Annotated in this window: 12 protein-coding genes and 1 pseudogene; 5 read left to right on the forward strand and 8 right to left on the reverse strand. The window is 70.8% G+C overall.

The window, feature by feature from the left end; genetic code table 11:
- Nucleotides 1-26: 26 nt before the first annotated feature.
- Both OG900_27035 and OG900_27040 read left to right on the forward strand, forming a co-directional pair.
- Entirely contained in the window at nt 27-716 is a 690-nt protein-coding gene (locus OG900_27035) for a response regulator transcription factor (GenBank protein ID WUH93407.1), read from the forward strand.
- Nucleotides 713-2080 carry a HAMP domain-containing histidine kinase gene (locus OG900_27040; protein ID WUH93408.1) on the forward strand — a complete coding sequence of 456 codons (1368 nt, stop codon included), beginning with the start codon at nt 713-715 and terminating at the stop codon, nt 2078-2080. The genes OG900_27035 and OG900_27040 overlap by 4 nt, the downstream gene beginning before the upstream one ends.
- Before the next feature lie 224 nt (nt 2081-2304).
- Here the strand turns inward: OG900_27040 and OG900_27045 are convergent, their stop codons facing one another.
- The 4 genes from OG900_27045 to OG900_27060 all read right to left on the reverse strand — a co-directional run bounded on the left by OG900_27045 (nt 2305) and on the right by OG900_27060 (nt 7337).
- On the reverse strand, nt 2305-3786 hold the full coding sequence (locus OG900_27045; GenBank protein ID WUH93409.1) for a GH1 family beta-glucosidase: 1482 nt from the start codon (nt 3784-3786) through the stop codon (nt 2305-2307).
- Between the two features lie 94 nt (nt 3787-3880).
- On the reverse strand, nt 3881-4798 hold the full coding sequence (locus OG900_27050; GenBank protein ID WUH93410.1) for a carbohydrate ABC transporter permease: 918 nt from the start codon (nt 4796-4798) through the stop codon (nt 3881-3883).
- A 2-nt stretch (nt 4799-4800) separates the two neighbouring features.
- Nucleotides 4801-5802, reverse strand: coding sequence for a sugar ABC transporter permease (locus OG900_27055; protein WUH93411.1), 1002 nt, complete (start codon nt 5800-5802; stop codon nt 4801-4803).
- 167 nt (nt 5803-5969) lie between these two features.
- Complete coding sequence (locus OG900_27060) at nt 5970-7337, reverse strand: ABC transporter substrate-binding protein (GenBank protein WUH93412.1); 1368 nt, start codon at nt 7335-7337, stop codon at nt 5970-5972.
- 310 nt (nt 7338-7647) lie between these two features.
- Here OG900_27060 and OG900_27065 point away from each other — a divergent pair, with 310 nt between their 5' ends.
- Nucleotides 7648-8682 carry a LacI family transcriptional regulator gene (locus tag OG900_27065; GenBank protein WUH95942.1) on the forward strand — a complete coding sequence of 345 codons (1035 nt, stop codon included), beginning with the start codon at nt 7648-7650 and terminating at the stop codon, nt 8680-8682.
- 208 nt (nt 8683-8890) lie between these two features.
- Nucleotides 8891-9151, forward strand: coding sequence for a hypothetical protein (locus OG900_27070; GenBank protein ID WUH93413.1), 261 nt, complete (start codon nt 8891-8893; stop codon nt 9149-9151).
- 134 nt (nt 9152-9285) lie between these two features.
- Here OG900_27070 and OG900_27075 read toward each other — a convergent pair whose 3' ends face one another.
- From OG900_27075 to OG900_27085, 3 genes and pseudogenes are all read right to left on the reverse strand, one after another.
- Nucleotides 9286-9927, reverse strand: a complete 642-nt coding sequence (locus tag OG900_27075) for a beta-1,3-glucanase family protein (protein ID WUH95943.1) — start codon at nt 9925-9927, stop codon at nt 9286-9288.
- 219 nt (nt 9928-10146) lie between these two features.
- Nucleotides 10147-11022 (reverse strand): annotated as a pseudogene (locus OG900_27080) (discoidin domain-containing protein).
- Between the two features lie 417 nt (nt 11023-11439).
- Nucleotides 11440-12981, reverse strand: a complete 1542-nt coding sequence (locus tag OG900_27085; GenBank protein ID WUH93414.1) for a cellulose binding domain-containing protein — start codon at nt 12979-12981, stop codon at nt 11440-11442.
- A gap of 295 nt (nt 12982-13276) precedes the next feature.
- Between OG900_27085 and OG900_27090 the strand changes: the two genes are divergently transcribed.
- A complete protein-coding gene (locus OG900_27090) occupies nt 13277-16207 on the forward strand; it encodes a cellulose binding domain-containing protein (protein ID WUH93415.1) in 2931 nt (976 codons plus the stop codon).
- Nucleotides 16208-16820: 613 nt separating this feature from the next.
- Here OG900_27090 and OG900_27095 read toward each other — a convergent pair.
- A complete protein-coding gene (locus tag OG900_27095) occupies nt 16821-17765 on the reverse strand; it encodes an N-acetylmuramoyl-L-alanine amidase (protein ID WUH93416.1) in 945 nt (314 codons plus the stop codon).
- Between the last annotated feature and the right edge of the window lie 58 nt (nt 17766-17823).

The following is a 17823-nucleotide window of genomic DNA, read 5'->3' on the forward strand; positions in this document are numbered from 1 at the left end:
CGGCGTAACACGCTAGGTTGCCGCGCATGGCAAGTGTGCTCGTGGTCGAGGACGACCAGTTCGTGCGCTCGGCCCTGATCCGGCACCTGACGGACGCGTCCCACACCGTACGGAGCGCGGGTACGGCGCTGGAGGCGCTGCGGGAGGTCGCGCAGGTCGGGTTCGACGTGGTGATACTGGACCTCGGGCTGCCCGACCTGGACGGGTCGGAGGCGTTGAAGATGCTGCGCGGGCTCAGCGACGTGCCGGTGATCGTGGCGACCGCGCGGGACGACGAGGCGGAGATCGTCCGGCTGCTCAATGCGGGCGCCGACGACTACCTGGTGAAACCATTTTCCGTGGAGCACCTGTCGGCCCGGCTGGCGGCCGTGCTGCGGCGGGCGCGCAGCCGGTCGGCGGCGCCCGCGGCCGACCCGGTGATCATGGTCGGCGGACTGACCGTCGACGTGCGGCGCAGGCTGGCCGTACTGGACGGGGTGACGCTGGACCTGACGCGGCGGGAGTTCGACCTGCTGAGCTTCCTGGCCGCCAGACCGGGTGTGGTCGTGGCCCGGCGGGAGCTGCTCGCCGAGGTGTGGCAGCAGTCGTACGGCGACGACCAGACGATCGACGTGCATCTGTCGTGGCTGCGGCGGAAGTTGGGGGAGACCGCCGCGCGGCCGCGGTATCTGCACACGCTGCGCGGGGTGGGGGTCAAGCTGGAACCCCCGCTATGAGGTGGTCCCTGGTCCGGGTCTCGCTGGCGGTCACGGCCATGGTGGTGATCGCCTTCGCGGTGCCGCTGGGCCTGGTGGTCAGGGAGCTGGCCAGGGACCGGGCGCTGACGAATGCCGAGCGGCAGGCCGCGGCGATAGCCCCCGCGCTGGCGATCACCACCGACCGGGGGCAGTTGGAGCGGGCGGTGGCGACGACGCAGGCGGGCGCGCTGCAGCGGATCGCGCTGCGCATCCCTCCGACGCGGGACACCGCGGAGGTGCGGATCGGGCGGCCGCACGCGTCCCTGGCCGCGCTGGACGACGCGTCGGCGCACGGCGAGGCGGCGACCCTGCGGGTCGCGGGCGGCTACGCGCTGCTGCGGCCGACCGCGGTGGGGTCGGGGACGATCGCGGTCGTCGAGGTCTTCGTGCCCGACGGCGATGTCACCCGGGGGGTGGCCACCGCGTGGCTGGTGCTCGCCGGGGTGGGCCTCGCGTTGATCGTCGGCTCGGTCGCGGTCGCCGACCGGCTGGGCAGCCGGATGGTGCGGCCCGCGGTGCGACTGGCGGGGGCCGCACAGCGGTTGGGGGAGGGGGACCTGGCGGTGCGGGTGCCCGAGGCCGGTCCCGACGAACTGCGGTCGGCCGCGGCCGCCTTCAACGCGATGGCCGACCAGGTGGTGCATCTGCTGGCCGCGGAGCGGGAGTTGGCCGCCGACCTGTCGCACCGGCTGCGTACGCCGCTGACCGTGCTGCGGCTCAACACCGCCTCGCTGGGCGAGGGTCCGGCCGCCGACCAGACCAGGGCCGCGGTCACCCAGCTGGAGCGGGAGGTCGACCAGATCATCACGGCCGCGCGGGAGCAGCGCGTCCCCGCGTCGACGGCCGGGTGCGACGCGGCCGAGGTGATCACGGAGCGGATGGCCTTCTGGTCGGCGCTGGCGGAGGACGAGGCCCGCGAGGTGCGCACCGCGGGCGCCGACCGGCCGGTGCGGGTCCCGGTGGCGCGGGGCGAACTGGCCGCCGCGCTCGACGCGATGCTCGGCAATGTCTTCCGGCACACCCCCGAGGGCACCGCCTTCGCCGTGGACGTGCACCGCGCGGACGACGCGGTGATCGTGCTGGTCTCGGACGCCGGGCCGGGGGTCGCGGACCCGGCGGCCGCGGTGCGGCGCGGGCACGGTGACGGCGGGCAGGGGTCGACGGGGCTGGGCCTGGACATCGTGCGCAGGGTCGCCGAGTCCACCGGCGGAGACATGCGGATCGGCCGCAGCGTGCTGGGCGGCGCGGAGATACGGGTCCGGCTCGCGCTCGGCGGCACACCCGCCGCTGCCGCGCCCGGCCACAGGCGGCGCGGCGGGGCCGCCGCGCGCGGCCACCTTTAACGGGCACCTTGCCGTTGCTCAAGCCCGCCACAAGAAGCTGCCGGGGCGTCCTGAACAGGGCTTCGCCCGAATGCCGGCCGCTGGCGTGCAGCGCGTCACCACCGGCCCCCGAACCGGGTCGGCACGAAGAGCCCGTTCCTCTCCCACTCCCACGGGAGAGGAACGACAAGGAGCGGTACGGCGGCACCCTCGAACCGCCGTACCGCTCCTTTTTCTCCGTACCCTCAGGACTTCCCGTCCTCCTCCGGCAGGTCCTGAAGGACGTTCTCGCGCGCCACCGAGGCGTACCAGTGGGCGCTCCGCTTGGGGATCCGGCGCTGCGTGCCGAAGTCCACGTAGACCGCGCCGAAGCGCTTGCTGTAGCCGTAGGACCACTCGAAGTTGTCCATCAGCGACCACAGGAAGTAGCCGCGGACGTCGGCGCCCGCGCTCATCGCCTCGTGCACCGCGGCCAGGTGGCCGTGCAGGTAGGCGATCCGCTCGGGGTCGTTGACCTGGCCCTCGGGCGAGATGTAGTCGTCGTAGGCGGCGCCGTTCTCGGTCACCATCATCGGCAGGGCCGGGTGCTCGCGGCTGATCCGCTGGATCAGGTCGCGCAGGCCGGTCGCGTCGACCGCCCAGCGCATCGCCGTGGTCTCGCCCGGGGGCAGGTGGAAGGTGACGTGCTCGGAGCCGGGCCACGGCGAGTAGTCGCTCGCGCCGTGCCCGTCGTTGCGCTGCCCCGCGGCGCCGTCGGTGTGCACCCGGCCGTCGGAGACCAGCGTCGGGGTGTAGTAGTTCAGGCCCAGCAGGTCGATGGGGCGGCCGATCTCGGCGACGTCGCCGTCCTTGACCAGCGACTCCCAGTCGACCAGGTGGGCGGTGTCGTCCAGCAGGTCGGCGGGGTAGCCGTTGCCGAGGATCGGGCCGAGGAAGACCCGGTTGCCGACCGCGTCGATGCGGCGGGCCGCGTCGAGGTCGGCGGCGGAGTCGGTGAGCGGGCGGATCTGGTGCAGATTGAGGGTGATCGAGGTCTGCGCTGTAGCGGGGAGAACGGAACGCAGAGCCCCGATCGCCCGGCCATGGGCGAGGTTGAGGTGGTGCACGGCCTTGAGCGCCGCCTCGGGCTCGGTGCGCCCGGGGGCGTGCACGCCCGAGCCGTAGCCGAGGTAGGCCGAGCACCACGGCTCGTTCAGCGTGGTCCAGAAGGGCACCCGGTCGCCGAGCGCGTTCGCCATGATCTCGGCGTAGTCGGCGAACCGCTCGGTGGTGTCGCGTACGGTCCAGCCGCCGACGTCCTCCAGGTCCTGCGGGAGGTCCCAGTGGTAGAGCGTGACGACCGGGGTGATGCCCTTGTCGAGCAGCTCGTCGGTGAGCTGCCGGTAGAAGTCGAGGCCGCGCTGCACCGCGGGGCCCCGGCCGGTCGGCTGGACCCGGGACCAGGACACCGAGAAGCGGTACGCGCCAAGGCCCAGGTCCGCCATCAGCGCGACGTCGTCGCGGAACCGGTGGTAATGGTCGGCGGCGATGTCGCCGGTGTCCCCGTTGCGGACTCGGCCCGGGGTGTGGCTGAAGGTGTCCCAGATCGAGGGCGTACGGCCGTCCTCGGCTGCGGCGCCCTCGATCTGATAGGCGGCGGTGGCCGCCCCCCAGACGAAGCCGGGGGGAAAGCGGAGCGCGGCCGAGCTGGCAGAAAGCTCCGGGCTCTCTGATCGGACAGCTGTCATAACGGGGGACTCCAGGGGAATCAGGGGGTAGTCGGGGGAGAAGGGGGCTCCCGCCGGCCCGCGCGGCAGGGGTGCGGCCCCGCGGACTGGGAGTTCAGCTCTTGACGGCACCCGCGGTGATACCGCCGACGATGTGCTTGCCGAGGAAGGCGAAGACCAGGAGCAGCGGCAGGGTCGCGACCAGCGCGGCCGTGACGACCGCGGCGTGGTCGATCGTGTGGTTGCCGGAACCGACGCCCGCCAGTGCGACCTGCACCGTCGGGTTCTGCTGGTTCAGCGCGATCAGCGGCCAGAAGAAGTCGTTCCAGGCCTGCACGAACACCAGCATTCCCAGCACGGCCATCGCGGGCCGGGCGATCGGGAAGACCACGTGCCACAGGATGCGCAGGCTGTGCGCGCCGTCCACCCGGGCGGCCTCGATCAGTTCGATGGGCAGCGCCTCGGAGAGGAACTGCCGCATGAAGAACACGCCGAAGGCGGCGACCAGCGACGGCAGGATGACCGACTGCAGATGGCCGACCCAGCCCACGTTGGTGATGATCTGGTAAAGCGGGATCACGCTGAGCTGCGGCGGGATCGTCATGGTGGCGACCACGATCATCAGCAGGATGTTGCGCCCGCGGAACTGCAGCTTGGCGAAGGCGAAGCCGGCCAGCGTCGCGAACAGCACCGTGCTCAGCGCGACACAGCCCGCCACGACCGTGGAGTTGATCAGGGCCGTGGTCATGTCGACCTCGTCCCACACCACCTTGATGTTCTCCACCAGGTGGCTGCCGGGCAGCAGCGGGGTCGGCGGCTGGGTGATGTCGGTGTCGGTGTGCGACGCGGCGACGACCGTCCAGTAGAGCGGGAAGAGCGAGATCGCCGCGGCGATGATCAGCAGGACGTACGCGACAGGTCCGGCGTGCTGCTGCTTGCCCGCCCCGCCGGCCTTCAGGCGCCGGCGGCGGGCCGGGGCGGCGGTGGAGTGGCGCGGTCCGGCGGTCCGTGCGGCCTCGGTCAGTTGAGCCATGGTCAGGCCCCCAGCTTCCGGCGGTTGGAGCGCGCGATCAGCAGGTTGACGGCGCCGATGAGCAGCAGGATCAGCAGCATCACCCAGGCCACGGCGGACGCCTGGCCGAGTTCGCCGGTGTTCCAGCCCTTGTCGTACATGTAGAGGCTGAGCGTCTGGTACTGGTGGTCGGTGCCGCCGGTGATCCCGACGCCGCCGCCGAACATCAGCGGCTCGCCGAACAGCTGGGTCGCGCCGATCGTCGAGACGATGATGGTGAAGAGGATCGTCGGCCGGATCGACGGGATGGTGATGTTGAGGAACTGGCGCCAGCGGGAGGCGCCGTCCAGCGCGGCCGCCTCGTAGAGGTCGGCGGACACGGCCTGCATCGCGGCCAGGTAGATCAGCGCGTTGTAGCCGGTCCAGCGCCAGGTCACGATGGTCGAGATGGCTATCTGGGCGGGCCACTTGGACGATTCCCAGTCGACGTGGCCGAGTCCGATGTGGCCGAACAGCTGGTTGATCATCCCGTAGTCGGGGTTGAACATCTGGATGAAGACCAGCGTGGCGGCGGCGACCGAGGTGGCGTAGGGCGCCAGCACCGCGACCCGGAAGAAGCCCCGGCCGCGCAGCTTGTAGTTGAGCAGGTGCGCGAGGCCGAGCGCGATGAGCAGCTGCGGCACGGTGGAGAGCACGCCGAGCGTGAAGGTGTTGCGCAGCGCCTTCCAGAAGAACTCGTTGTCCCACAGGCCGGTGTAGTTGTCGAAGCCGACCCACTTCGCGTGGGTCCCCAGCTCCACCTGGTGCAGCGAGAGCCAGCCGGTGTAGATCAGCGGGAAGAGGCCGAAGGCGGCGAAGAGGATGAAGAAGGGTGCGACATAGGCGTACGGGGCTGCCTTGGTGTCGAACTGGAAGAGCTTGGCGCGCCAGCCGGGAGGACGGCTGCCGCTCTTGTCTGACGTGCTCGGGGCGGGCCGGGACGACGGCGGGCTGCCGTCGGACGTCGCCCTGACGGAGGTGGCCACGAGTGGCGTCCTTCCCGTAGGGGTGCGGGCGGTGTACCGGGGGGTGCGGGGGAGGGTTGTTCAGAACTTGTAGCGGCCTGGGCCGGATGCGTTCACTTCTCGCAGCAGACCCTGAATACGGACCGCCCGGCAGGTGGGAGACACTGCCGGGCGGCCCCGCCTGGGTGTTACTCGACGACGGTGTCCTTGATCTGCTTCACCGCGTTCGACCACGCCTTGTCCTTGGCCGTACCGCGCTTCTCCATGTCGAGGATGCCGTTCTTGGTGATGATGTCCTTGACGTTGCCGTCCCACGGACCGATCGGGGCCGGGGTGATGTTCTTGGCGGCACTCGCGAAGATCTTGCCCATCGGGGTGTCGGGGAAGTACGGGTTGACCAGGTTCTGCACGGCCGGGTCGTCAAGGGCCTTGGTCGAGGACGGGATGTTCCCGAACTTCTGGAAGACCTTGATCTCCTGCGCCGAGGCGGTCAGCCACTGCGCGAGCGCGGTCGCCTCCTTGACGTGCTTGCCGGACTTCGGCACGGCCAGGAACGAGCCGCCCCAGTTGCCGACCTGCGGCGGAGCCGCGACGTCCCACTTGCCCTTGCCGGCGTCACCGGAGTTGGTCGCCACCAGGCCGACCATCCAGCTCGGGCAGGTGACGGTGGCGAACTTGCCGGTCTTGAAGGCCGCCGCCCACGCGTTGGCCGGGTCCAGCTGCTGGTAGCCGGCCGTCAGGCCGTCCTGCACGGCTTCGGTGGCGATGTTCCACGCCGTCTGGACGCCCGCGCTGGTGTCGTAGATCAGCTTGCCGCTCGCGTCCGAGTACTGCGTCGGCTGGCTGGCGAGCACCGCGTTGAACAGGCCGCTGCCGGAGTCGGAGAACTTCATGCCCTTGGGCGCGGTCTTGCTGGCCGCGAACTGCTTGCCCAGGTCGATGAACTTCTGCCAGTCGCCGTTCCAGTTGGTCGCGAGGGTGTCGCGGTCGGTCGGCAGGCCGGCCTTCTGGAAGGCGTCCTTGTTGTAGCAGATCGCGGTCGGGCCCGCGTCCGTACCCACACCGATGACCTTGCCGTCGGAGGTGGTGGCCTGCTTCTCCTTGTACGGCAGCCAGTCGCCGGCGTTGAAGCCGTCGACCGTCTTGAAGTCCACGAACTTCGACGCGAGGTTCGGCTGGATGGCCAGGCCGATGTAACCCACCTCGATGGCCTGGATGTCGTCCAGGCCACTGTTCTGCGTCAGGTGGAGCTTCAGCGAGTTCCAGTACTGCTGGCCGTCGGCGACGGCGTCCTCAACGATCGTGATGTTGGGGTGCAGCTTGTGGTACTCGGCGTAGAGCGCCGCGCCCGTCTTGTCGTCGTAGCCGAACGAGCCGAAGTCGCCGACGTGCAGGGTGATGTTCTCGGCGGACGACGAGGAGGAAGAGCTGTCGGAGCTGCCCTTGTCGTCCTTCTTGTCACTGTCGCTGCTGCAGCCGGTGATCAGGGTCGCGCAGGCTGCGAGACCCGCGACCGCGATGACTGCGGCCTTGCGGGTTCTGCCGGAAGTGCGCATTCCACTCTCCTTGTCAGGGTGGGTCAGCGTGCGGGTGGTGCGGTGGGTTCCCCGGGGGCGTACGAACGGATGGCGCTGTGGGAGCGCTCCCACGTAGGCTTTCCGGAACATTCACGCCTCGGAGGGGTCAGTGTCAAGATGTGAAGTCCATTTCGTTGCCGGAACGTGTCCGGAGCTGACTCTTGATTACTTCTTGAACGGAAGCTCCTGCCTGGGGCTTGTAGTGTGGGAGCGCTCTCAAGAACCGCTCCTGCGGGGAAGGACCGGACGCTAAGGTGGCGCGAAATGAGTACTGGAGGCGGCAGTGGCCATGAACGGGCGGCACAGCGGACGTCCCACCCTTGAGGAGGTGGCGCTGCGCGCCGGAGTCGGGCGGGGCACGGTCTCCCGGGTGATCAACGGATCACCGCGGGTCAGCGACCGCGCGAAGGCCGCCGTCGAGGCCGCCATCGCCGAACTGGGGTACGTCCCCAACCGGGCGGCCCGGGCACTGGCGGGCAACCGCACGGACGCCATCGCGCTGGTCATCCCGGAACCGGAGACCCGGCTGTTCGCCGAGCCGTACTTCTCCGACATCATCCGCGGCATCGGCGCGGAGCTGGCCGACACCGACATGCAGCTGCTGCTGACGCTGATCCGCACCCCCAAGGAGCGGGCCAGGTTCGCGCAGTACCTGGCCGCGCACCGGGTCGACGGGGTGCTGCTGGTCTCGGTGCACGAGGACGACCCGCTGCCCGACCTGCTGGAGCAGCTGGAGATGCCGGCGGTGCTCAACGGCCGGCGCAGCGACCTGGAGTCGGTCTCCTACGTCGACGCCGACAACGTCGGCGGCGCGCGGGCCGCGGTCGCCCACCTGATCGCCCGCGGCCGGCGGCAGGTCGCCACCATCACCGGGCCCCCGGACATGTACGTGGCGCGCAGCCGGCTCGACGGCTACCGGCAGGCCGTCGAGGCCGCGGCCGGCGGCCTGGACTCCGGCTTCGACGCCGCGCTGGTCGCCCGCGGCGACTTCACCGAGGAGGGCGGCCGGCGGGCGATGCGCGAGCTGCTGGTCCGCCGCCCCGGCATCGACGCGGTCTTCGCCGCCTCCGACGTGATGGCCGCCGGCGCCAGGGCGGTGCTCCGTGACACGGGCCGCCGGGTCCCCGACGACGTCGCGCTGATCGGCTTCGAGGACTCGGCCATCGCCCGCCACATGGACCCGGCCCTCACCAGCGTCCGCCAGCCCACCGAGGAGATGGGCCGCACCATGGCCCGGGTGCTCCTGGAGGAGATCGCCGAGCGCGAGTCCGTACGCCGGCATGTGGTGCTGGCCACGGAACTGGTGCAGCGCGACTCGGTCTGACGGCGGCCCAGGTCGCCCAGGCCCCCCGTACGGCCGGGTGGCGGCCCCGGCCCGCCCGGACGGTACAAGGGGCGCTCCCGGCGCCGCAGGGGCCCGTCACGGCCCTTCCTCGGCGGCTGGAATGGGAGCGCTCCCGTGCCCGAGGGGCCGAATTTCCGAACGCCCGCACCCGGGGAACCGCGGTGCGGGCGGCGGACGTTGGGCGGGCATGCCGTATACACGACGCAACCCGCTCACATACGCGGCCGTCATCGCGGCCTCCCCGGTGCTGCTGCTCGCCGGCGACCCGCTGGCGAGCGCCGCCCTGCGGCGGGCCCGCGCGCGGGCGACCCGCCTGCCCGGCGGCGGCTTCGTGACCCACCGCAGCGGGCCGCGCGGCGCGCTGGACGCGCACGCGTTCTTCTTCAACCCGCTGGCGATCGCGCTGGCCGCGCCGAGCCGCTGGGTCGGCGACCGCCTGCGCCGCTGAGCGCGCCGGGGCGCGGCCCGGACACACGCCGCCGGGGGCGGGAGCCGGTACACGTGGGGCGTGTACCGGGCCCGCCCCCGGCGGTTGTGGGGGGTTGTGGGGGGATCCGGGGAAGGCCAGGGTGATCGCGGGGGCTAGAAGCCGACCGCGACCTCCATCCACTGGGGGTTCTGCTGGGAGGCGTAGGCGGCCTGGCCTGCCACGTCGTCGTACGGGAAGCCGTAGGCGAGGTGGTTGATGCCGTGGTCGTGCCAGTACTTGGCGTACCAGTTGGCCGGGTCGCCGCCGGTGTAGAACTTGGTCGGGTCCTGCTGCTGGGCCGCCGGCAGGGTCGCGGTGTGCCGGTTGAGCGCCGCGCACTTCGCCGCGTCCGCGCCCATGGTGCCGGCGCAGCCGAAGATGTTCGACGTGGGCTCGTTGACGCCGACCGACTGGGCGTACGCCGTGTAGTAGTTGGCGTTGACGCCGCCGGTGCGGAAGCTCGGGTCGCTGCCCGGGGCGATGATCCGGTAGGGCGCCTGGGTCTGCGCGAGCACCTTGAACTGCTGCGGCACCGCGTTCTGGAAGGACTGGAAGACCTGGTCGCGGGACATGGTGAACAGGTCCTGGCTGTCACCGAGCTGGATGTCCTCGCCGCTGTGCGAGTGCAGCCTGATGGCCAGCGGCAGCGCCCACGCGTCCACGCGGGTGGTGTTGCCGTTGAAGACCGTCGCGCCGATGGTGAACTCGATGAAGTCGTTGTACTGGCTGTTCGGCGAGCCGACGTAGAAGTACATCCGGCCCGAGGAGTTCGCCGGCATGTCGAAGTACGGCTGGTCGGCGATGGAGTGCACCTGGCCGTTGAAGCTCCAGTAGACCTGGCTGTCCGGGTAGGCGCCGTTGGTCCGGTTGAGGATCTTCAGCTCCATCACGTTGTGCGCGGCCGGGATGTCGTCCGTGGTGCCCCAGAAGGAGTCGGGGGGCGTCGTGGTGCCGCCGGTGGTGCCGCCGGTGGCCGAGCCGCCGCCGTTGGTGTGCACCTGGAACTCCCACAGGGAGTCGCCGTAGGCGGTGGCGCGGGCGGTGGCGTAGACGCGGATGTAGCGGCCGGTGCCGGACACGTTCAGGTTCTGGACGCCGCCGGTGCCGGTGGTGGTGGAGTAGACCGTGGTCCAGGTGCCGGACGGGTTGTCGGTGACCTGGATCTGGTAGGCGGTCGCGTAGGCCGCCTCCCAGTTCAGGCCGACGCCGCAGACCTGCTGCGAGGAGCCGAGGTCGACCTGGAGCCACTGCGGGTCGGAGAAGGCGCTGGACCAGCGGGTGCCGGTGTTGCCGTCGACGGCCGCGGAGGCGGGGGTGCCGGCGTTCTCGGCGGACGAGGCGGTGGCCGTCTTGCCCTGCGCGGTGTTCGCGGTGCCGCACGCGGACGGGTCGGTCGAGCCGCCGGTGCCGTAGACCTGGAATTCCCACAGCGAGTAGCCGTAGACGGTGCCGCGGACGGTCCCGTTGACCCGCACGTAGCGGCCGGAACCGTTTACGGCCAGGTTCTGGACGCCGCCGGTCCCGGTGGTGGTGGAGTAGACGGTGGTCCAGGCCGAGCCGTTGTCGGACGTCTGGACGGTGAAGGCCTTGGCGTACGCGGTCTCCCAGTTGAGCGTCACCTGGCTGACGGCCTGGCTGCTGCCGAGGTCGACCTGGATCCACTGGGGGTCGGCGGCCGCGCTGGACCAGCGGGTGCCGGTGTTGCCGTCGACGGCCGCGGAGGCGGGCGTGCCGGCGTTCTCGGTCGACGACGCGGTGGCCGGCTTGCCCTGCGAGAGCAGGGTGCCCGCGGCGCGCGCCGGTGACTGCGAGGTCACCACGATGACGAGCCCCGCCAGCAGGGCGAGCAGGGCGGTGAGCACCAGATACGGCCGGCGTCCGCTGTGGCGCCCTGGCCGTCGGCGCACCAGCAGGGAAGTGCTGCCTGACATGTGTTCTCCTCAACCGGGTGGGGGTCCGTGACGGAGTCCGCCAGAGCGCGGTGAGAGCGCTCTCTTGGCGAGGTGATGTTTACAAGCCGCGCACATCCGCGTCAATAAGTTGTTCAATAATGGCCAGTTGAGACTTCGCGAGACTACGAGACTCGAACGGACGCTCCCGCGGCCGGCGTCGGCTCAGCCCCTGCTCAGGCGGCGGATCCGGCGCGCTGCACGGCCCGGGGCGTCCCGGAGCCTCCCGGGCGGCGCGGCGCGCCACATGGGGGAGGGGCGGGCCCGTGCACGCCATCCATGCACGGGACCGCCCCCGTATCGGGGGTGCCGCCGGGCTCAGCCCAGCGAGGCCAGGTGGTTCTTCAGGCCGAGGCCGTAGGCGGTCGGGGTGCCGTCGTAGGCGGAGATCAGCGACGGGCCCGACGAGCAGTCCCAGGTGTTCCAGGTCCACCCGAGGTAGGACAGCCGGTGCGCGTCCAGCCAGTTCATGAAGCCGTCCACGAACGAGTGGGCGCAGGTGTTCTCGCCCATCTCCCCGGCCACCAGCGGCACCTTGGCCGCGACCGGCGCCAGCTGGGAGTCCCAGCAGGCGCTGTTGGCGCACGAGTTGAAGTTGTATACGTGCACGGCCGCGGCCAGGTTGCCGGTCGGATCGGTCGGCTCGTGGGCGAGCCAGCCGGTCAGGTCGTTGGAGTAGGCCAGGCCGCCGAGCAGCACGACGTTCTGCGCGCCGGTGCCGCGTACCGCGTCCAGCATGTCCTGCATACCCGCCACCGGGTAGCTGATGCCGGGGCAGGTGCCGCCGTCCTTCCAGCACGCCCAGGCCTGGTCGGTGCTGGAGGCGGCGCGGTCCGGGTAGGGCTCGTTGAAGAGGTCGAAGACGATCGAGGTGTTCGACTTGAAGGTGTTCGCCACGCTGGTCCAGAACGGGACCGCGTACTGCGCGTCCGGCATCGGCTTCTGGCAGGTCGCGTTGACGTCCGAGCAGCCGGCCGAATTGCCGGTGTAGGTGCCGTGCGTCCAGTGCAGCTCGACGATCGGCGTGATGCCGTGCGCGACCAGCCGGTCGACCCAGCCGGTGATCGCCGCGACGTAGTTCGCGCCGCCGTCGGCCGCCGGGACGTACGACAGGCCCTCCCAGCAGTCCTCGTTGAGCGGCACCCGGACCGCCGTGACGCCCTTCCAGCTCTTGATCGCCTCGATGGCCGTGTCGTCCACGGGGCCGTCGAAGATCCCGTTGCCCTGCGCGCAGGCGAATTCGGTGCCCGAACGGTTCACGCCGTGGAGGACGACCTGCCTGCCGGTGGAGTCGACCAGCTTGTTTCCGGCCACGTGCAGCTTGGGCGGCGCGGTGTCACCGGTGGGGGGCGTCGTGGGGGGCGTCGTCGGCGTGGTGGTCGGGGGCGTGGTGGTCGGGCTCGCCGGGGTGCTCGGCGTCGTCTGCGTCGGCTGGCCGACCTGCGTGCAGGCGGCGCCGTTGAGCGTGAAGCCGGTCGGCATCGGGTTCTTGCCCGACCAGCTGCCGAGGAAGCCCGCGCTGACCGTGCCGCCGGTGGGCACCGCCCCGTTGTACGACAGCGAGGCGGCGTGCACGGTCGGGCCCGACTGGGTCCAGGCGGCGTTCCAGCCCTGGGTCACCTTCTGGCCGCCGGCGAAGCCGAAGCTCAGGTCCCAACCGGTGAGCGGGGAACCGGTGTTGGCTATGACAACGTTGCCCTGGAAACCGGTGTCCCACTGGTTGGTGACCGTGTACGTGACCGAACAGGTCGGCGCGGCGCCTGCTGCGGGGCTGGTGAGCACGGGGAGCAGCGCGGCGGCTGTGGCCGCCGTGGTGACCGCGGCGACGGCGAACGCCGCGGTGCGCGTGGGACGTCGCATGTGCGACTCCTCATGATGTGGGGGGATCGAGAGAAATCGAGTAACGAGAAAAGTGGACGCGCTCCCACTGGTCCGCCGCAGACCTTAGCGCCAAGTCCCTTCCCACGGTAGAGGGGATGTCTCGCTTCCCGAGGTTGGCTGTCGACTCATGCAGACAGGGCCCGCTCAACAGGCGGTTCTGGTTCACCTCTTGACAGTCCTTCGTCAACGCCTTGATGGTGGGAGCGCTCCCACTGGTTCACAGCCAAATCGCAGGACCCATCCCCCCACAAGAACCGCGAGGAGGACCTCCCGCATGCCCCGAGGAAGACCGATCAGAACGCGGACCAGGCGACTGCTGACCGCGCTGACCGCCGCGCTCGCCCTGCCGCTCGGCCTGACCATGGCCACCGGCAGCGGAGTCGCGCACGCGGCCGGCCTGCAGTGCAGCGTCGACTACTCGACCAATGACTGGGGTTCCGGTTTCACCGCGAACACCAAGATCACCAACCTCGGCACCGCCGCGATCAGCGGCTGGACACTGACGTACTCCTACGCCGGCAACCAGACTCTGCAGAGCGGCTGGAACGGCACCTGGTCGCAGTCCGGCAAGGCAGTCACTGTCAAGTCACTGGACTGGAACAAGACAATCGCGCCCAGCGGGAACGTCACCGCGAGTGCCAACTTCAACTACAGCGGCACCAATGCCGCGCCGACCAGTTTCACCGTGAACGGCACGGTCTGCGGGGGCGCGCACCAGCCGCCGCTGCCGGTGCTCACCAGCCCCACCTCCGGCGCGACCTTCAGCGCGGGCGCCACCATCCCGCTGGCCGCTACCGCGGTCGCCGCGGACTCGGCGACCATCACCAAGGTCGAGTTCTACAGCGACACCACGCTGCTGGGCACCGACACCACCTCGCCCTACTCGGTCAACTGGGCCTCGGTGCCCGCAGGTGACTACTCGGTCTACGCCAAGGCCTACGACAGCCTCGGCGCCTCCGCGGAGTCCACCCCGGTGGGCATCCACGTCGCGAGCGGCCCGGCGATCGTCGCCTCGCCGACGACCGTGTCCGTGCAGCAGGGCAAGACCGGCACCTTCGGCGTGAAGCTGTCCGGCGCCCCTTCGGCCAACGTGACGGTCGCCGTGGCGCGCACCGCGGGCAACAGCTCGCTGAGCGTCCAGTCCGGGGCCAGCCTCACCTTCACCCCGTCGAACTGGTCGACCGCGCAGACCGTCACCGTCGCGGCCGCTTCCACCGGTACGGGCTCGGCGACCTTCTCGGCGACCGCGACCGGCTACAGCACCGCGGCCGTCACGGTCAATGAGATCAGCGCGACCGGCGGCGACTACGCCGCGCGGTTCCTGTCGCTCTACGGGAAGATCACCGACCCGTCCAGCGGCTACTTCTCACCCGAGGGCATTCCCTACCACTCGGTCGAGACGCTGATCGTCGAGGCGCCGGACTACGGTCACGAGACCACGTCCGAGGCGTACTCGTACATGATCTGGCTGCAGGCGATGTACGGCCAGGTCAGCGGCGACTGGAGCAAGTTCAACGCGTCCTGGGCGATCATGGAGAAGTACATGATCCCCACGCACGCCGACCAGCCGACGAACAGCTTCTACAACGCCAGCTCGCCGGCCACCTACGCCCCCGAGCACGCGTTGCCGTCCGACTACCCGTCGCAGCTCGACAGCAGCGTCAAGTCCGGCGTCGACCCGATCGCGGGCGAGCTGAAGTCGGCCTACGGCACGGACGACATCTACGGCATGCACTGGCTCCAGGACGTGGACAACATCTACGGCTACGGTGACACGCCCGGTGGCGGCTGCGAGCTGGGCCCGACGGCCGACGGCCCGTCGTACATCAACACCTTCCAGCGCGGTGAGCAGGAGTCGGTGTGGGAGACCGTGCCGCAGCCGACCTGCGACGCGTTCAAGTACGGCGGCAAGAACGGCTACCTGGACCTGTTCACCGGGGACTCCGCCTACTCGCAGCAGTGGAAGTACACCGACGCACCCGACGCCGACGCGCGCGCGATCCAGGCCGCCTACTGGGCGGACACCTGGGCCAAGGCGCAGGGCAAGGGCGCTGACGTGGCGGCCACCGTCGCCAAGGCCGGCAAGATGGGCGACTACCTGCGGTACTCGTTCTTCGACAAGTACTTCAAGAAGATCGGCAACTGCACCAGCCCGACCTCGTGCCCGGCCGGCACCGGCAAGGACAGCGAGCACTACCTGCTGTCCTGGTACTACGCCTGGGGCGGCTCGTCCGGCTCCGGCGGCGGCTGGGCCTGGCGGATCGGTGACGGCGCCTCGCACTTCGGCTACCAGAACCCGCTGGCTGCCTACGCGCTGACCACCGACTCGGCCATGGCGCCGAAGTCGGCCACCGGCAAGCAGGACTGGACCACCAGCCTGAGCCGGCAGCTGGAGTTCTACACCTGGCTGCAGTCCTCCGAGGGCGCCATCGCCGGTGGCGCCACCAACAGCTGGAACGGCTCCTACGGCACGCCCCCGGCCGGCACGCCCACCTTCTACGGGATGGCGTACGACTGGGAGCCCGTCTACCACGACCCGCCGTCGAACCAGTGGTTCGGCATGCAGGCCTGGTCGATGGAAAGGGTCGCGGAGTACTACCAGCAGACCGGTGACGCCAAGGCCAAGGCCGTCCTCGACAAGTGGGTGACCTGGGCGATCTCCCAGACCACCATCAACTCGGACGGCACCTTCAAGATCCCGTCCGACCTCCAGTGGTCCGGTGCGCCGGACACCTGGAACGCGAGCAGCCCGGGCAGCAACTCCGGCCTGCACGTGACGGTCTCGGCCTACGGCAACGACCTGGGCGTCGCGGCGGCCTACGCCAAGACGCTGTCCTACTACGCCGCCAAGTCCGGCAACACCGCGGCCAAGACCACGGCCAAGGCGCTGCTCGACAGCATGTGGGGCAAGTACCAGGACCCGCTGGGCATCGCCACCCCCGAGACGCGGACCGACTTCAACCGGTTCGACGACCCGGTCTACGTGCCGTCCAGCTTCTCCGGCACGATGCCCAACGGCGACAAGATCAACTCGTCCTCCACCTTCATCGAGCTGCGGTCCTTCTACAAGAACGACCCCAACTGGTCCAAGGTGCAGGCCTACCTCAACGGCGGTAACGCGCCGAGCTTCACCTATCACCGCTTCTGGGCCCAGGCGGACATCGCGATGGCGATGGGTGCCTACGGCTTGCTCTTCGGCGAGTGACACCAGACCCCGGCGGGAGGCGGGACGGGAGATGACCCGGGTCACCTGACAGTTGCCCGGCCCGTCCCGACCCCCCGCCGGACCCGGGCCGCGGCCCCGCCCCCTCCTGGCACTTCCGGAGGGCGCGGGGCCGCGGTATGCCCCGGGCCGGGCGCTCTTGCGCGGTCGGGGCGCTCTTACGCGAGCCGGCTCGCTCTTACGCTGCCGGTCCGCTCTTCACGCGGCCGCGCCCCCCGTCCGCTCCGCGGCCGCCGCGGCCCGCTCCCGGGGCCGCCCCCCGTCCCGCACCTCATGCCCCGCGCGCCCCCACGCCGCCCCCCGCGCGACGGCGGGCGTGCCCGTGCCCAGAATCCCGATCCGCGTGCCCTGCTCCCTCGTCGGTGGCACAACGCGGCCCACGGGAGGACGTCCGATACGCGCCGACCGGTAGGAGACAGGTGGGCGACCGTGGCTCCATGGACGACGAGCGCTCACCGGGCCCTGAGGGGGCGGCGTGCCCGCCGGGGGAGGGGGCGCACTGCGACGAGCTGCTGGCCGCGCAGGAGGCGGCGGGAGGCACGCAGCTTCGCGGAGGCGGCGGGCGGGGAGGTGGCCTCGCGGGCGCGCCGGCCCTTCACACCGTCTTCGGGACGTGGAGCGCGTCCCAGGACTCCTTGCCGGGAGGCCACTTCAGGGCGGCGCCGGTCCAGGCCTTGTGGTGGGCCTTGGAGTATTTCGCCTGCCAGGCCTCGTAGGAGGCGATGTCGCCGCTGCCGACGACGTCGGGGTGGGCGCCCGACTGGTAGCGGTCGCAGCCGACGGCGACCAGGCGCTTGTGCATGGCGGCCACGACGGGCGACTTGCGGCCCGTGGTGAACCACTCGGCGCCCGGGAAGGGCTGGTGGGCCGGCTGGGCGGCTTTGTGCGCCTTGGGGGCGCCGGCCTTCGCGGCGGGGGTCTGGCCGGGGTGGAGGGCGAGTTGCGCCTTCACCTCGGCGCGGAAGTGGACGATGTCGAAGGAGGGGTCCTTCTTCTGGTCGCTCCACTCGGCGTGCGCGATGACGGACTTCTCGCTCCACCCGTGGTGGCGGCAGAGGGCCGCCGCCCACCTCACCGCGGCCTGGTGCTGCGCCGCCGGGTAAGGGTCCTTCCCGTCCCCCCAGTTGCTGATCTCCAGGCCGTAGAAGTGCGCGTTCCCGTCGGTCGCACCGGGGGAGCCCTCGTGGAATCCCGTGGCGGGCGGCCTGCTGCCGTAGGAGTCGCCGACCACGGCGGCCAGCACCGCCGGGTCGCCGCCGCCGGCGTGGTTGGTCCGCCCGTTGCCGGTCATCGTGACGACTCCGGACTTGGCGAGGTAGCTGTGCGCCAGCGGTCCCGGCAGGTCGGCGCGGCCGCCCCAGACGACACCGGCGTCGCTGGGCGCCTGGCCCCCGGTGTGGTGGATCACCACGCCGTTCACCGGCCCCCAGGGGCCGTGCCCGGCACGGTTGTGGGTGCGCCAGCCGGGGTGCTCGGCGACGGTGACGCCCTCGGCCTTGAGCGCGGCGAGGAATTGGTCCGCGGACATCGGAGTGGCCATCCGGCCACCTCCTTCGAGGCAGTTCCGGCAGGAGCGCCGACAGAACGCCGATCAGGTT

Origin of the sequence: Streptomyces sp. NBC_00433, assembly GCA_036015235.1 — a bacterium.
Classification (GTDB): domain Bacteria; phylum Actinomycetota; class Actinomycetes; order Streptomycetales; family Streptomycetaceae; genus Actinacidiphila.

Bases quoted from the DNA above. Each gene is read 5' to 3' on its own strand.
- OG900_27035 (WUH93407.1), top strand. From the start codon at position 27: ATGGCAAGTGTGCTCGTGGTCGAGGACGACCAGTTCGTGCGCTCGGCC.
- OG900_27040 (WUH93408.1), top strand. From the start codon at position 713: ATGAGGTGGTCCCTGGTCCGGGTCTCGCTGGCGGTCACGGCCATGGTG.
- OG900_27045 (WUH93409.1), bottom strand. From the start codon at position 3,786: ATGACAGCTGTCCGATCAGAGAGCCCGGAGCTTTCTGCCAGCTCGGCC.
- OG900_27050 (WUH93410.1), bottom strand. From the start codon at position 4,798: ATGGCTCAACTGACCGAGGCCGCACGGACCGCCGGACCGCGCCACTCC.
- OG900_27060 (WUH93412.1), bottom strand. From the start codon at position 7,337: ATGCGCACTTCCGGCAGAACCCGCAAGGCCGCAGTCATCGCGGTCGCG.
- OG900_27065 (WUH95942.1), top strand. From the start codon at position 7,648: ATGAACGGGCGGCACAGCGGACGTCCCACCCTTGAGGAGGTGGCGCTG.
- OG900_27070 (WUH93413.1), top strand. From the start codon at position 8,891: ATGCCGTATACACGACGCAACCCGCTCACATACGCGGCCGTCATCGCG.
- OG900_27075 (WUH95943.1), bottom strand. From the start codon at position 9,927: ATGTACTTCTACGTCGGCTCGCCGAACAGCCAGTACAACGACTTCATC.
- OG900_27085 (WUH93414.1), bottom strand. From the start codon at position 12,981: ATGCGACGTCCCACGCGCACCGCGGCGTTCGCCGTCGCCGCGGTCACC.
- OG900_27090 (WUH93415.1), top strand. From the start codon at position 13,277: ATGCCCCGAGGAAGACCGATCAGAACGCGGACCAGGCGACTGCTGACC.
- OG900_27095 (WUH93416.1), bottom strand. From the start codon at position 17,765: ATGGCCACTCCGATGTCCGCGGACCAATTCCTCGCCGCGCTCAAGGCC.